This is a genomic window from Cyclonatronum proteinivorum (assembly GCF_003353065.1).
Classification (GTDB): Bacteria; Bacteroidota; Rhodothermia; order Balneolales; family Cyclonatronaceae; genus Cyclonatronum; species Cyclonatronum proteinivorum.
This window is the reverse complement of sequence record NZ_CP027806.1, coordinates 2,230,035-2,244,348: the sequence shown is the minus strand read 5'-3', so window position 1 is coordinate 2,244,348 and position 14,314 is coordinate 2,230,035. Positions and strand designations below refer to the sequence as shown.

10 protein-coding genes are annotated in these 14,314 nt (G+C 50.8%); 8 read left to right on the top strand and 2 right to left on the bottom strand.

Translation table 11 applies throughout. The annotated features are described in order from the left end of the window. Window positions 1-344: 344 nt before the first annotated feature. Window positions 345-1,742, top strand: a complete 1,398-nt coding sequence (locus CYPRO_RS08665; RefSeq protein WP_114984240.1) for a phosphoglucomutase/phosphomannomutase family protein — start codon at window positions 345-347, stop codon at window positions 1,740-1,742. 349 nt (window positions 1,743-2,091) lie between these two features. On the opposite strand, the gene ald is transcribed toward CYPRO_RS08665, so the two are convergent. Further along, window positions 2,092-3,216, bottom strand: coding sequence for an alanine dehydrogenase (ald, locus tag CYPRO_RS08660; protein WP_114984239.1), 1,125 nt, complete (start codon window positions 3,214-3,216; stop codon window positions 2,092-2,094). 499 nt (window positions 3,217-3,715) lie between these two features. On the opposite strand from ald, the gene CYPRO_RS08655 reads away from it, so the two are divergent. From CYPRO_RS08655 to CYPRO_RS08620, 7 genes are all read left to right on the top strand, one after another. Next, on the top strand, window positions 3,716-4,597 hold the full coding sequence (locus CYPRO_RS08655; protein ID WP_114984238.1) for a DUF58 domain-containing protein: 882 nt from the start codon (window positions 3,716-3,718) through the stop codon (window positions 4,595-4,597). A gap of 72 nt (window positions 4,598-4,669) precedes the next feature. After that, the gene (locus CYPRO_RS08650) at window positions 4,670-5,605 is read left to right on the top strand and encodes a hypothetical protein (protein WP_124245576.1); all 936 of its coding nucleotides are present in this window, start codon (window positions 4,670-4,672) and stop codon (window positions 5,603-5,605) included. After that, window positions 5,602-6,591 (top strand): vWA domain-containing protein, encoded by a 990-nt coding sequence (locus CYPRO_RS08645; RefSeq protein ID WP_114984236.1) that lies wholly within the window; start codon window positions 5,602-5,604, stop codon window positions 6,589-6,591. Before CYPRO_RS08650 ends, CYPRO_RS08645 begins: the two co-directional genes overlap by 4 nt. Window positions 6,592-6,682: 91 nt before the next feature. Continuing rightward, window positions 6,683-7,456 carry an imidazole glycerol phosphate synthase subunit HisF gene (hisF, locus tag CYPRO_RS08640; RefSeq protein WP_114984235.1) on the top strand — a complete coding sequence of 258 codons (774 nt, stop codon included), beginning with the start codon at window positions 6,683-6,685 and terminating at the stop codon, window positions 7,454-7,456. A gap of 44 nt (window positions 7,457-7,500) precedes the next feature. Continuing rightward, on the top strand, window positions 7,501-8,127 hold the full coding sequence (gene hisIE / locus CYPRO_RS08635; protein ID WP_114984234.1) for a bifunctional phosphoribosyl-AMP cyclohydrolase/phosphoribosyl-ATP diphosphatase HisIE: 627 nt from the start codon (window positions 7,501-7,503) through the stop codon (window positions 8,125-8,127). 1,518 nt (window positions 8,128-9,645) lie between these two features. Further along, window positions 9,646-12,345 (top strand): immunoglobulin domain-containing protein, encoded by a 2,700-nt coding sequence (locus CYPRO_RS08625; protein WP_114984232.1) that lies wholly within the window; start codon window positions 9,646-9,648, stop codon window positions 12,343-12,345. 31 nt (window positions 12,346-12,376) lie between these two features. Next, window positions 12,377-13,549 (top strand): T9SS type A sorting domain-containing protein, encoded by a 1,173-nt coding sequence (locus tag CYPRO_RS08620; protein WP_114984231.1) that lies wholly within the window; start codon window positions 12,377-12,379, stop codon window positions 13,547-13,549. Here the strand turns inward: CYPRO_RS08620 and CYPRO_RS08615 are convergent. After that, the gene (locus tag CYPRO_RS08615) at window positions 13,533-14,150 is read right to left on the bottom strand and encodes a thioredoxin family protein (protein WP_240644712.1); all 618 of its coding nucleotides are present in this window, start codon (window positions 14,148-14,150) and stop codon (window positions 13,533-13,535) included. The genes CYPRO_RS08620 and CYPRO_RS08615 overlap by 17 nt on opposite strands. Window positions 14,151-14,314 lie beyond the last annotated feature (164 nt).

Here is a 14,314-nt window from a genome sequence, read left to right as displayed (position 1 = left end):
TTTTTGAGATTCATTCATGATTTTTTCAGTGTGAGACAAACTTCAGAACATATTGCCTTTCAGCAAAACCGCAGATAGACTTGATACAGCAAATCAAGTACACCGGTCAGGCATTTACGATAATCTTATGAAGGGGTACACCAATGAAGCCTTGTCATCAAAAAGTCTTGTCATATTTAAAAATATTCAGGTGATTAACGATACTTAAGTACCTATTTTAAAACCATTCCGACGCCCCAAAACTTGTTGTATGTAAACCAGGGATAGTTTCGGAAACCGCACTTATTTTGCCCGAAGGGCGACTGTTAGATTCAGATTTATTTACTCATTCAATACCATACATTATGTCAATTATAAAATTCGGAACAGACGGATGGCGTGCCGTTATTGGCGATCAGTACACCTTTACCAATGTAGCGCGGGTTGCAGCGGCAACAGCTGCATGGATTAAAGACAGCGAAGTAAGCAAAAACGGCGTTGTCGTCGGGTATGACGCAAGGTTTCAGAGTGAAGCCTTTGCAAAGCTCGCAGCCCGTATTTTGGCGCACGAAGGTATTGCCGTGCGATTTGCCGACAGCATTTGTCCTACGCCTGCGGTCAGTCTCGGAGCGCAGCAATTCGACGCCGTTGGCATTGTGATTACCGCGAGTCATAATCCGCCGGCATACAACGGATTTAAAATTAAGGCTCCCTTCGGGGGATCAGCGTCGCCTGCGCAGATTTCAGAGGTTGAAATACGGATTCCGGAAACCTATGACTATTCTCAGATCCCTTCCTTTGAAGACTTCACGGAAGAAGGCAAAATTGAGCTGTTGGATCTCAATGCCCGCTATCTCGATATCATTCGGGAGCGGATCGACCTGCAGCGTATTCGGGAAACCGGGCAACGCATTGCGCATGACGCGATGTACGGTTCCGGAGCCGGACTGATCGGTGAGTTGCTGGGTGAGCTTGCCGTTGAGCTTAACTGTGAAAACAATCCCGGTTTCAACGGTGTCCCGCCTGAACCCATCGAGAAAAATCTGACCGAACTGCCCGAAATTATCGTCTCAGAGGGCTGCATGCTCGGTATCGCCAATGACGGCGACGCAGACCGGGTTGCTATGTTCGATGAAAACGGCAACTATGTGGATTCTCATCAGATATTGTCGCTTCTGGCCAAGTACATGGCCGACACCAAAGGTATGAAAGGGGAGCTCGTAAAGACTTTTTCAACGACCGATATGATGCGCAAACAGGCCGAAAAATACGGACTTCCCATCCACACAACGCCTATTGGATTCAAGTACATTACTGAAAAAATCCTGGAGGGCGATGTGCTGGTTTGCGGGGAAGAATCCGGAGGTATTGCGGTTAAGGGACACCTTGCTGAGCGTGACGGAATCTATATCGGTTTGCTTGTCGCAGAAATGTGCGCGCGTCGCGGAAAATCGCTTAGTGCGCTTGTTGATGAACTTTTCGAAGAATTCGGCCCGCACTACTGCCGCCGCAATGATTTGCATACAACCGAAGAGCGTAAGAACAGGATGATTGCGCTTTGTAAAGCTGAAGAGCTGAAGGAAATCAGTGGTAAGGCGGTTACAAAAGTGGAACATACCGATGGTATAAAGCACTGGCTCGCTGACGGCAGCTGGCTTCTTGTGAGAGCTTCCGGCACGGAACCCGTGCTGCGCATTTATTCTGAGGCAGACAGCCCCGAGCGCGCGCAGCAACTTGTAGATGATGTGAGCGCCATGGTCTGACCCTGAATTCAGGTACAGCTGCGCAGGAATGGCAGATGTTCTTTGGGGATCGCGCGGGATGTTGCCTGTATAGGGCAGTCGCCCGCGGTCTGCGGTCTGCGGTCTGCGGTCCGAAGTCTGCCTTCTGCCCTGCCCCATCCTGAAAAAAAGCAACGCCCTTATCTTCGTTTTGGGGACTCTAATATGCCACGAAACCCCTGATGCTCTCTGAGTTTACCCAAAAAAATAAAGCCTTGACCGGCAAGACGGTTGGTCGCAGGTTGAGAAGTTTGGCAAAAAAGTCGTCGCATAAAAAAAGACAATCCCGGATTTGAGATTGTCTTTTTTTTGGAGCGGGAGTTGCCTTAACTCAGTTGAGGGAAGACAAAAATTTGGTGAGGGGCGTCCATTCGAGATCGAAGGCTTCCGCTACATCGCGGTACACAATTTTGCCGTTGGCGATGTTGAGGCCGAATTCGAGCTCGCGGTTTTCGCGTATGGCTTTAACCCAGCCCTTGTTGGCGATTTGCACCGCATAAGGAAGGGTCACGTTGGTAAGGCCGATGGTGGAGGTGTACGGCACAGCGCCAGGCATGTTGGCTACGCAGTAATGTACAACATTATCAACTACATAGGTCGGGTGCTCGTGCGTGGTGGCTTTGGAAGTTTCAAAGCAACCGCCCTGATCGATGGCGACATCTACGAGTACGGCGCCGGGTTTCATGAGGGAGAGCATATCGCGGGTGACAAGCTTGGGCGCTTTTGCACCGGGGATGAGGACGGCCCCGATAACCAAATCCGCGTTCGCGATATCGTTGCGGATGTTGGCTGTGGAGGAGAACATGGTGGTGATGTTCGCGGGAAGCACTTCATCGAGGTAGCGCAGTTTGGGCAGGCTGATATCGTAAATGGTGACATTTGCACCGAGTCCGGCTGCCATGCGGGCTGCGTTTACGCCTACGATGCCGCCGCCGAGCACCATCACATTGCCGGGGCGCACACCGGGGATACCGCCCAGAAGCACGCCCCTACCGCCCATGGGACGCTCGAGATATTTGGCGCCTTCCTGTGTAGCCATGCGACCTGCAACTTCACTCATCGGGATGAGCAGCGGCAGTGAGCCGTCAAGCTTTTCTACTGTTTCATAGGCAATCGCGATCGCACCGGAGAGTTTAACGGCTTCGGTGAGCTCCTGACTTGCCGCAAAGTGGAAGTAGGTGAAAATGATCTGCCCGTCGCGCATGAGGTGGTATTCCTGTTCGATGGGTTCTTTCACCTTCATGATCATTTCAGCTTTTTCCCAAATATCGTCTGCCGAATCAATAATAGTTGCGCCGGCCTTTTTGTACAAATCGTCTGGGAAACCGCTGCCAAGACCCGCGTCTTTCTGAACCATTACCTGATGGCCGTGTCTGAGCAGTTCGGTTACGCCTGATGGCAAAAGGGCTACGCGGTTTTCGTGGGTTTTTATTTCTTTAGGTACACCAATTAGCATGGCTGAATCCTGTGGGTATCGTTTTAATGTGATTCACAGCCCGAAGACTGTGGGTGATAGTAAATAATTTGAAATAGACCACATGCAAGCGTTTCTTGTGTGTGATCTGAATTGCGCAGCAATTCGAAATAACAGCTGCCCAAAGATATGGAAGTTCAGCCGATTTTCGCAGAAGGTCTGCGCGGGATTCCATTGCTTTATGACCCAAAAAATGTGTTACGCTGATGCCCATCCTGCAGTTCCTGCGCCCTTAAAGTTTCTTTTTAAATTTGTAAACGATACCACATCAATAGCTTCAGTTTCCTATTTTGGCAGATTATTTATTGTGAAATTGTACAACATGATTTTTCTGTTTGAGTTATTCGGATAGCGCTCGTTCTTCGTCTTACCATGAAGGTTAAAATTGAGCTTACACCATCCCTACGGGCACCGTATTCATTGAAAGTCTGCAAGAAGAAATTATTTTTATACCCCATCAACCATCAAATTTTCCTGATTCATGGCTTCTGCCTCAGCTGATATTCTGAAAAAGGTGCGCTTTCTGGAAATCAAAACGAAAGGCCTTGTTAATAATTTATTTGGGGGAGAATATCACTCAGCGTTTAAAGGTCGTGGAATGACGTTTTCGGAGGTTCGTCCCTATCAGTTCGGAGATGATATCAGGCTGATTGACTGGAATGTGACGGCCCGTGCTGATGAGCCCTATGTCAAAATTTTTGAAGAAGAGCGCGAACAAACGCTGATGATTTGTGCCGATATTTCTTCATCCGGACTTTTCGGAAGTCAGTCACAGCGTAAGCTTGATCTTGCAACCGAGCTCGCGGCCGTGCTTGCTTTCAGCGCCATCAAAAACAATGATAAAGTCGGACTGCTGCTGTTTGCCGGTGACGTTGAGAAATTCATTCCGCCCCGCAAAGGCCGTTTACACGTGTTACGCATTATCCGCGAGTTGTACACCACACAGCCCAAAAATCCGGGCACATCTGTAAAACGGGCGCTCGATTATGTGAGCCGTATCATCCCGCGAAGGTCAATCATCACACTCATCAGCGACATGCAGGATACCGGATATGAGACTTCTCTCAAAGTTCTGAACCGGCGGCATGACCTGATTTGTCTCTGTGTGGATGATCACCATGAAACCGAACTACCCGACGCAGGGCTGATACCTTTTCTCGATTCAGAAACCAACCGCTATGTAATGGTTGATACCTCCGACAGAAACCTGCGCCATGCCTTTGAAAAACGCCGGGCCCGTGAGCGTCAGCAGCTGAGGGATCGTCTGAGCCGAATGCACATTGATTATACCATGCTTAACACGAATGAGTCGTATATTGAGCGACTTTCCTCACTGTTTCAGCAAAGACACCGGCGCTTCTGATTTTTAATGGATTACACCGCTTCCATACATTCAAAGATATTTACCTGGCTCGCTCTGACTATTGTTCTGCTTATGAGCGACATGGCTGTCGCCCGGCAGATTGGTGTACAGACATCTGCGGATACGCTCCGGCCCGGTGAAATATTTGAGCTTCAGATTGATTTTGATGAGGCACGGCGCTACGACAGTGTGATCTACCCCGACAGCACATTATTCGGGAATCAGTTTTTCATCCGCAACAAAGAACTAAGCAGACGCGGGCGCAGAGCTACTTACGACCTTCAGTTTTTTGGCGCAGCGGAAACTAATCTTAGCGAATTGCACATTCAGGCCGTCCGAAACAGCGATACCCTCCGTTATGCTGTACCCTCCGTCAGCTTTGAGTTTCAGACTGTACTTGCGCCGCAGGATAACCTGAGGCCTATGAAACCCCTCTTTGAATTTCCGTACGGCATTCAGGGTCTTATCATTGCTTTTCTGCTTGCCATGCTTGCTGCGTTCTCGGCATGGCATTTGTACCAGCGGTACTTCAAAAAACCACCACCGCCACCTGAGCCGGTCAGGGAAGAAGCCCCCCCTTTTGACAGCCCGCTTAAACGACTTGAAAAAGGTATAAATGAACTTGAAGCCGGATTTAAGGATGAAAGTATGGATGCTGAAACCCTTTACCTCAGGCTCAGCTATATAATTCGTGAATATTACGAACGCGTGTACGCCTTCCCCGCTTTGGAACAAACAAGTACAGAAGTACTGCAAAGCCTCAAGCACCGGAAAGTTATGCAAACCCACTACGATACCATAAGCGGGCTGCTGATGACTTCGGACATGGTTAAGTTTGCGGGTTTTATTCCGGAAAAAAGCGATACTGCTCAGGATTTGGCTACCCTTCGTGAGGCTTGTACGCAGCTTCGAAAGATGAATGCCGGTCTTATTCAGCAAATGGAACTTGAACACCTGCGCCGCTATCGTACTAATGAATCAGTAACGAAGGAGGCGGTGCCCGCATGATTTGGCTAAACCCTGAATGGCTGTTTGCCCTCCTTCTGATACCGGTCTGGCTCGGAACCGAGTTTTTCTGGAAATGGCGGAAGAGAAAACCAGCCTTTGTTTTTACCCGCACAGATCATTTTGGTGAAATCAACCCCGGTCTGCGAAGCAAAGCCTTAATTGCCGTACGCATACTGAAGGTACTTGCAGTTGCCCTCATTATCATCTCCCTGGCACGGCCGCAGCAGGAAAATGTACGCATAGACCGCACAACCGAGGGCATTGATATTGTTCTGGTGATTGATATATCCTCTTCCATGCTTGCTGAAGATATCCGGCCTAACCGTTTTTTAGCGGTAAAAGAAGTTGCGCAAAACTTTGTCCGTCAGCGTTCCAACGACCGCATTGGCGTTGTCGTTTTTGCCCGGGAAAGCATCACGCTTGTCCCCCCTACCTTAGATCACCGGCTCGTACAAACGCAGCTTGACCTGCTTGATATTGGCATTGTTCGCGACGGAACCGCTATAGGCATGGGCGTTGCGACCGCGGCCAACCGCCTGCGCGACAGCGAGGCCGCAAGCCGTGTTATCGTACTGCTCACGGATGGAGAGAATAACGCAGGCGAATTAGACCCGCTCACCTCCGCAAAAATCGTACGCTCCCTCGGCATGCGCATGTACACCATTGGCGCAAGCGGGGAAGGCTCAGCCCCCTACCCGGTAGCCGATCCGGTACTCGTACGGAGGTATATTAACATCCCGATAGAAATAGATGAGCCGCTGCTTATCACGATGGCCGAAATGACGGGCGGACGCTATTTCAGGGCTCGTGATAACCGGGAACTTGAAGATATTTATGCTGAAATCGATCAGCTGGAAACCTCTTCTTTTGAAGAAGACTTCTACATTGATGTACGTGACCGCTACGCCCTTTTTTTGCTGCCCGGTGTGCTGTTACTCTTCACTGTATTGCTGCTTGAAAAAAGCTGGCTTCGGACAGAATTATAAATATGATCTGCTTTTTCACGGCCGCATACTTCCGTACACCTCCTTTTTTTGACCTTTATTTCGAAAGAAAATTTCTACCCATTAGCACTGCATGTTAGCCAAGCGAATTATTCCATGTCTTGATATCAAAAACGGGCGTACCGTAAAAGGCGTCAACTTCCTCGGACTACGTGATGCAGGGGATCCCGTTGAGCTCGCCGTTCGGTACAGTGAGGAAGGTGCTGACGAACTCGTTTTCCTAGACATCACCGCTACAAATGAAAAGCGTAAAACGCTGATAGATCTGGTCCGGGAAATCTCCCGAAACATCACCATTCCCTTCACAGTTGGCGGCGGTATTAAAGCAGCGGATGAAATCGGCGATTTGCTTGCAGCCGGTGCCGATAAAGTTTCGCTGAACAGTGCCATTGTCGTAAACCCTGGCCTCATCAGTGAAGCTGCGGCCCGCTTTGGAAGCCAATGTGTTGTTGCCGCCATCGATGCCCGACTGCGCCCCGAATCTCCGGCTGATGCCCCGCATTGGCACATCTTTACCAGGTCGGGGACCTACGATACAGGTCTCGATGCCATTGATTGGGTCAAAGAAGTAACGCGCCGTGGCGCCGGGGAAATTCTGCTCACGAGCATGGATAAGGATGGAACCAAATCCGGCTATGACATTCCTTTACTTCGTGCGGTCTCGGCTGCAGTCAGCCTGCCTCTCATTGCAAGCGGAGGCGCCGGCACCATCGCGCACTGCATAGAAGCCATCAAGGACGGAACGGCTGATGCGGTACTTGCCGCAAGTATTTTTCACTTCAAAGAGATTGAAATACCCGACCTAAAACAACAAGTGAGCGATGCCGGCATCCCGGTCCGGCTCTGACCCAACCAAAGAATCTGAACCATTCCAAACGCTGATACAACATCATGAGCACTTCCCGGAACTTTCCCGTTGACACCCTCAAATTCGATGAAAAAGGTCTGATTCCCGCCATAGTGCAGGACGCTGAAAGCCTACGCGTACTCATGCTGGGTTATATGAATGCTGCCTCCCTCGAAAAAACTCTCGAAAGTGGCAAAGTCACCTTCTTCAGCCGCAGCCGTCAACAGCTTTGGATCAAAGGTGAAAGTTCAGGTAATTTTCTGCACCTGCAAAGCCTCCGCTACGACTGTGATGCCGATGCTCTTCTCATAACGGCCCACCCTGAAGGACCTACCTGTCACACGGGCGAAACCAGCTGTTTCTACCGTGAAAGCCCTGCACCTGAAAACGAGCTCGGATTTCTGATCAAACTTCAGCACCTCCTTGAAACCCGCAAATCAACGCTTCCGGAAGGTTCCTATACGACAAGTATGTTCAAAAAAGGCCTCGACAAAATCGCCCAAAAAGTAGGCGAAGAAGCGGTCGAAACGGTTATTGCGGCCAAAAATGAGGACGAAAAAGAATTTATCTATGAAGCCTCGGACCTCCTTTTCCACCTCATGCTGCTGCTAACCGAAAAAAAAATGCACCTTACAGATCTCGTCAAAGAACTCGAAAAACGGCACAGTTAAAAGACATTACCTTAGCCCGTATCGACATAAGCATTTGTAAGTAATGCATTAACAGCAATTTTCGCACCCTGCCTGCATTCTTTTTTTTTGAGGTGGAAGCCATAATCAACCTCGAAGCCAAACACCCCTCTGCGAGAGGGGTGCCCACTGGAAATACGTGAACAAGGGCAAGAAGCTGAAAACAGCCAAAACTGTTAAAACGACTCGGATGGTGTCTGGGCGGGGTGTGACAGTCTCGATGACCAATTTGGCCCCCTTACGCCAAGGAGCCTCCCCGCTTGGCCGATGTCAGCCAATGCATGCCACAGGGTCGAAAAAAACCTCAAGGTTTCGGAAACCCTGAAAGTTTGCCTGGGCGCTGTAGGTTTGGTTCCATTGCGTAAATCGTCGTGAAACAGCCCTGAAAGGGCGACATACCATAGCCCGGGGTGCCAACCCCGGGATCACGGCCCATCAAAACGGAGCCCTGAAAGGGCGGCATAACATCGCGGGTGATTTTACCACAGGTGTTCGTATTGTGCATACTCATTGCGGTAAAAAGCCGGTAATTTGATTTTTGGAGATCGGATCCGCTCCGTTCCTTCCTTTCACGGGTAATCAGGTTGCACCGAAACTCACATGCTTCGATCACCACTCCCACACCCCGGCCCGCCGGCATCGGTGCTTTGAAAGGGAATGGATGTTGTTCGGGCTTCAAGGCTCTTCACACGCTACTACCGGGGCCACCCCTCTCGAGAGGGTAATTTTGTATCCCAAATAATAACAGCACGATAACCAAATTACAACACACTGACATACTGTATCGTGACGCACTGAAAAAAGGGGTGCCCGGGTGAGCGTAGCGAACGGGCGGGGTGTGACCGCTTCGGTGCTGGTATTCGACGCCTTACGCCACGGAGTTCTCTCGCGCCGGTTGACCATTACTTGTAATGTGCTGGAAATTCGGTTCGTGGCTTCGAGCAGCATCGTGTCACACCCCGGCCCGCCGGATTCGGTGCTTTGAAAAGGAATGGATGCTGTTCGGGCTTTAAGGGTCTTTACACGCTGCTGCCGGGGCCACCTCTCTCGAGAGGGGAATTTTGTATCCCTGATAATAACAATAGTATAAACCAAAAATGACACACTGACATACTGTATCATGACGCACTGAAAAAAGGGCGGTCCACGGAGTGTGAGTTCGTTTTTTGTAATCCGCCCCCGCTGACGGCAGACTGCCTCCGAAGAAAAAAAGCAACGCCTTCATCTTTGACTTGGGAGCTTTCAATCTGTCACGGTGCCCCTGATGTTCTCTGAGTTTTCCAAAAAAAATAAAAAATGCTGCGGCATGGGCATGCAGCGGGTGGCAGGGTGATGATGTTGTTGGCTGGTTCTGATGAGGAGATTGGGTTTTTGTGTTTGATATTGTTAGGGGCTTTGTTGTTCGTGTGAAAGAACTATTTTGGGTTTGGTTGGTTTGTTGTAGTTTGTTGCATTAATCCCTTTGTTTGGTAGCTGTGTTTTCATCTTAAATATCTGTTCATGGTTCGTTATTTCCTGTTTGTTGCGTTGTTTTGTGCGCTTTGTGTTGCTCCGGCGCAGGGGCAGTATGTCTCTCAAAGTCTGCCGCATGAGGGGGCGGAGCATAGTGTGCAGCCGGGGTTTTGGGACCGGATTGACCTGGGTCTTGGGGCGCGTTTGATGTGCAGCGCAGACGGGGTTTTGCAGGATGCGCAGTCTCAGGAGGCGCTGCGGCAGTACAGGGAACTGCGCAGGCTTCAGCCGGAAGGGGCGCTGACCGAGGCCCTGCATGCTGACGCTGCCTTGGGTGATACGCGTAATTTTCGGGTGCGTAACCTTACGAATAATACCTGGCGAACGCTTGGGTTTACGCTGCGCGGGTTGAGTGATGAAATCCGTATATGGGTCGAAAACGGGGAGTTTGCGCCGGATAAGGTGAATGAGGAGGTGATCGAGGGGCTTCTGGAGGTGATGAGCAACAGCACGCCCGCGCTTTCCATCGATCCGGAGCGGGGGATTATTGAGATCGGTACCGAAGTTTTTGGCAATATGCCCAACATTGACGGTTCAGGCATTCTGAATATCCTGATCACCGATGTGATTGACGGCTGGACGCCGGGCAGTACCCGCGGCTTTGTGGCGGGTTTTTTTGATCCGGTTGATTTGGTGCCGGATAACAGTAACAGCAACGCAGCCGATATCATCTACCTGAATTCCCGACCGCTTATTTATAATGAGGGGCAGGTCAATGCGCTTCGGGTTCGGAGCGTTGCCGCGCATGAGTTGCAGCACCTGATCCATGCCAATTACGGGGGGCTCCATATTTTTCAGAACGAGGGCCAAAGCGAATGGGCGGAATTGCTGACAGGCTTTCCGGGGCGGAGTCCGTCTTATCTTTCTGATCCGCTCGAGATTGATCAGGAGCTTTACACCTGGCGTCGGAACAGTCCGGAGGTTCTCATTGACTATCAGCGGGCGTCCTTGCTGCATTCGTACTTGTTTGAGCGGTTTGGTCCGGAAGCCACCGGTGCCCTTACACGTTCATCCGGCGGACGGCTTCAGGCTTACGAAGCACTTGCTGCGGCACAGGGACTCAGTTTTGAGGAGATCCTGCGTGATTTCCACATCGCCAATTTCATCAACCTGCCGCTTGGAGCCGATACCCGGTTCAGCTACGGGGATATCCGCCGACGGGCAAATCGGGTTACCTTTCCAACCTTTCAGTATTTCAGCGGACAGACGGAGGCAAGCCGAAGTGCTACGCTGTTTTACGGCGGTGCCGAGTATAGCGAGTTTATTGGGGTGGAAAACTTGAACCTGACCATCAGCGGATCGGACGGCGTTCATTTTGCGGTGATTGGTTTTCCGGAGGATGTGAATCTTGATCCTGAGGTGATGTTTTTTGAGCCGGGGAGTTATGAGCTGCCGGGACCTTTCGAGCGTGTGGTTTTGACGGCCGTTGCTGTCACACCGCCTGAAACGGGCGTGCCGGCTTCGTTTCTGGCTGATGGCATGGCCGCCGATTTGTCCGGTGAAGGCAGCGGCGGGTCTGTGTTTCCGCTGAATGCCCCGACACTCAGTTTTTCCTACAGTGCAAGCTGGCAGACCCTGCCGATTGTGACGCGAACCCTGAGTTATGCCGGTCAGCCGACGGCTTTTGCCGAACTTCCCGGAGATCAGCGGCAGGAGTCGCGGCGCGGTATCCGCAAGCTTGCAAAACGGTTTTCGCCCGAGCTGCCCGGTCGCATAACGGAGGTTGGCTTCACGGTTAACGGGCGCGACAGTAGCCTTGTGGGCGGTGGCGATTTGCGGATAAGCCTGCATACGGTTGTCGGCTCTACATCGGGTCCTGTTCCCGGCACTGAGATTGAAGCGGTTACCGTGCCCCTGAATCAGCTTGTGCGCGGTGCCAACAGTATTAACCTGAGTGCCGCGGCCTGGACGACGCCGGCTGACGGCGATTTTTTCATCGTGTTTGAAGTGCTGAACCCGGCTTCACGGGTGGAGTTTTTGCTTGATGGGGGCAGTAACAATGCCAGCGACAGCAATTATTTCCCGGTGCGAACGCGTCTGTTTATTGAGCCGCCCAGCGCTGACCCGGCGGACTGGTTCCGCTACACCAACCGCAACAATTTGCTGGCTTCTGTGCGCATTTCCGGCAGCTATGAAGGACCCGTTGAAGCGCCCGAGATTACGCGTCAGCCGGTTTCAGGCACGGTAGTCCCCGGCGGCAGCTTCACGCTGGAAGTCGCCGCAACCGGTACGCCGGAGCCGGTATATCAGTGGTTTAAAGACGGCCTGCCCCTTTACGACGAAACCGGACGGATGTATCAGATTGATGACATGGACACTGCCGATGAAGGAATTTACACGGTCCGGGTGTCGAATCCGGGTGGTTCGGTACTGAGCTCGGAGACGCAGGTGCTCCTGCGGCTTGAGGATTTCACCCTGTCTCAGAATTTCCCGAACCCGTTTCGTCAGAGCACGACCATCAGCTTCATTCTGCCCGAGGAAGCCGTGGTGGGCCTTACCATCCATGATGTTCAGGGTCGCCTGGTGGGCACCGTGCTCAGCGGCGAACTCCTGCAGCCTGGTATTCACGAGTATGAATGGGAGTCACGCTGGATGGCCAACGGCCTGTTCTTTTACCGCATTCATGCCGAAGCGGTGAACAGCGATGAGCGCTTCACTAAGGCCCGTAAAATGATTAGATTACGCTAACTTATTTATGATCTAAAACCCGACTAACGCTATGAAACCTACCGCTACTTTTTTTTCTTCTTTGTTTCTGATTTTTTTGCTGATGTGCACTGCGACCCTGCAGCTTGAGGCCCGTCAGGCTGCGCAGCTTTTTCCGGCTGATTCGGAAGCCGCTTTTGCCTCCGAATGGCGGGTAATTGTCACGAATCTCGATGATGAAGTTATTGCCGATTCCCTGTTTTCCTCCATCGAAACAGTGGGCTTTGAAGGGGATCTTGCCAACGAAACCCTAACCTATCAGATCACCCCTTATCCGCCGGTACCGGAGCGCCTGATTAAAGCGGAAGGAAACCGGGTATTTGCACGCCTGAGCGACCTGATTGATTTGGGCGCACTTGATGAGTTTGGTCTTCCGATCAGTTTCGATGCGGAAGTTGACCTGATCAATTTTGAGCTTGATCCCGGCACTGTTGTTCAGCTCGTGGATGAAACCCTGCGTTTCGAGGTCCCCGAAGAAATCGGTGATTTGATTGATCTGCCTGATGGTATCAGTTTAGGCGATTCCCTTGATATCGGTATCGGACTCACCTATGAGCGTTTGGAGGCCAGAACTTTCGATAACAGCCTTGGGGTTTTTTCCGCAGAAGGCGGACAGCTTTTGCTGAGTGTTGATGTCACATTGAGCATAATTGTACCCATTTTCGGGCCTCAGCCCATCACCATTCCTATACTTGAAGATTTCGGGCCGGAATTCTACATGGCTGAGGGATTGGGACTTGTGTATGAAGAACTGCCGCCGACAGAAATAGCCATACGCCTGGACTTACCACCATTTGCCGAAATCAATCAGCCAATTGCTGAAATTGATGGCAGTGTATATGAGAAGCAATCCCTGACGCCGCTTGGCACACAACTCGGGCCGCAGGATGAAAGAGAAATGGCGTCGCTGATTTCACTTTACCCTAACTATCCGAACCCCTTTAATCCGACGACCAATCTCGTGTTCTCCCTGCATGAAAGCGCACAGCTCCGGATTGCGGTGTATGATGTACAGGGAAGACAGGTTGCGGTAGCCGCTGATGGTCATTTTGGGCAGGGCACGCACCATCTGCCGTTTAACGCTGCGGCTTTGGCTTCCGGCCTGTACACGTATCGCATAACAGCTACCGGAAACCAAAGCGGCGCGCAATCTATTACAAGCGGACGTTTTACGGTTCTGAAGTAAAATTCATAAGGTAGCTGAGAAGCTCAGACTGCGTGGTAATGGTTTTGTCGTCGGCATACCATTTGTGAAGTTTTTCGGAAAGCTCCTGAAAAGGGGCTTCCGCATTTTTAAGCTCCAGAAACAGTTTTTGAGCGGGTACAGGTCGCGGACCCCAGTTAAAGAGTTCTTCTCCTGAAGCGGCATCGTACGCGATGAGCTTGGGAATGGACTTACCACCGTTTGTGAGATATTGATTCATGAGCGCTTCATGATGATCGCGCAGCACCAGAACCATTTCGATGTTACCATTCGAAGCTTCGGCAATTTTGTTGAATACCGGAACAATCTGCGCGGCGTCTCCGCACCAGGGTTCGGTAATGACAACCCATTTTTGGGGACGTTCCATGGCTGCCACAAATCCGGCAAGCTCATCAAGAAGCGGCGTATGTTTGTCAATGCGCTTCATGCGGGTTACATTCATTTTGGTGTAGCTGATCATCATTTCTGAATGGTTATTACCCGTTGTTTTGCCGGCAGCAAGAAGTGCGTCTGTCATTTCCCTATACATCTGATAGCTCATTTCACCGGTAATTTCCTGCGGGGCAGTCTGAAGTTCTTTCATTTAAGCGTATGAATTTGTGATTTATGTTAAAATCAGTTTTTAGTCGGCCTTATCGTTTTTGTAAAACACGACCTTACTCTATATTTGAATTCATCAAACAGTACTGAGGGGCAATACATTCACCTTTGTTTCATCCGGATGGATAACAAACCGGCAGGTAGTAA

What these genes read in the sequence shown, in the direction of transcription:
- CYPRO_RS08665 (WP_114984240.1), top strand. Translation starts at nt 345, where the DNA reads ATGTCAATTATAAAATTCGGAACAGACGGATGGCGTGCCGTTATTGGC.
- ald (WP_114984239.1), bottom strand. Translation starts at nt 3,216, where the DNA reads ATGCTAATTGGTGTACCTAAAGAAATAAAAACCCACGAAAACCGCGTA.
- CYPRO_RS08655 (WP_114984238.1), top strand. Translation starts at nt 3,716, where the DNA reads ATGGCTTCTGCCTCAGCTGATATTCTGAAAAAGGTGCGCTTTCTGGAA.
- CYPRO_RS08650 (WP_124245576.1), top strand. Translation starts at nt 4,670, where the DNA reads ATGAGCGACATGGCTGTCGCCCGGCAGATTGGTGTACAGACATCTGCG.
- CYPRO_RS08645 (WP_114984236.1), top strand. Translation starts at nt 5,602, where the DNA reads ATGATTTGGCTAAACCCTGAATGGCTGTTTGCCCTCCTTCTGATACCG.
- hisF (WP_114984235.1), top strand. Translation starts at nt 6,683, where the DNA reads ATGTTAGCCAAGCGAATTATTCCATGTCTTGATATCAAAAACGGGCGT.
- hisIE (WP_114984234.1), top strand. Translation starts at nt 7,501, where the DNA reads ATGAGCACTTCCCGGAACTTTCCCGTTGACACCCTCAAATTCGATGAA.
- CYPRO_RS08625 (WP_114984232.1), top strand. Translation starts at nt 9,646, where the DNA reads ATGGTTCGTTATTTCCTGTTTGTTGCGTTGTTTTGTGCGCTTTGTGTT.
- CYPRO_RS08620 (WP_114984231.1), top strand. Translation starts at nt 12,377, where the DNA reads ATGAAACCTACCGCTACTTTTTTTTCTTCTTTGTTTCTGATTTTTTTG.
- CYPRO_RS08615 (WP_240644712.1), bottom strand. Translation starts at nt 14,150, where the DNA reads ATGAAAGAACTTCAGACTGCCCCGCAGGAAATTACCGGTGAAATGAGC.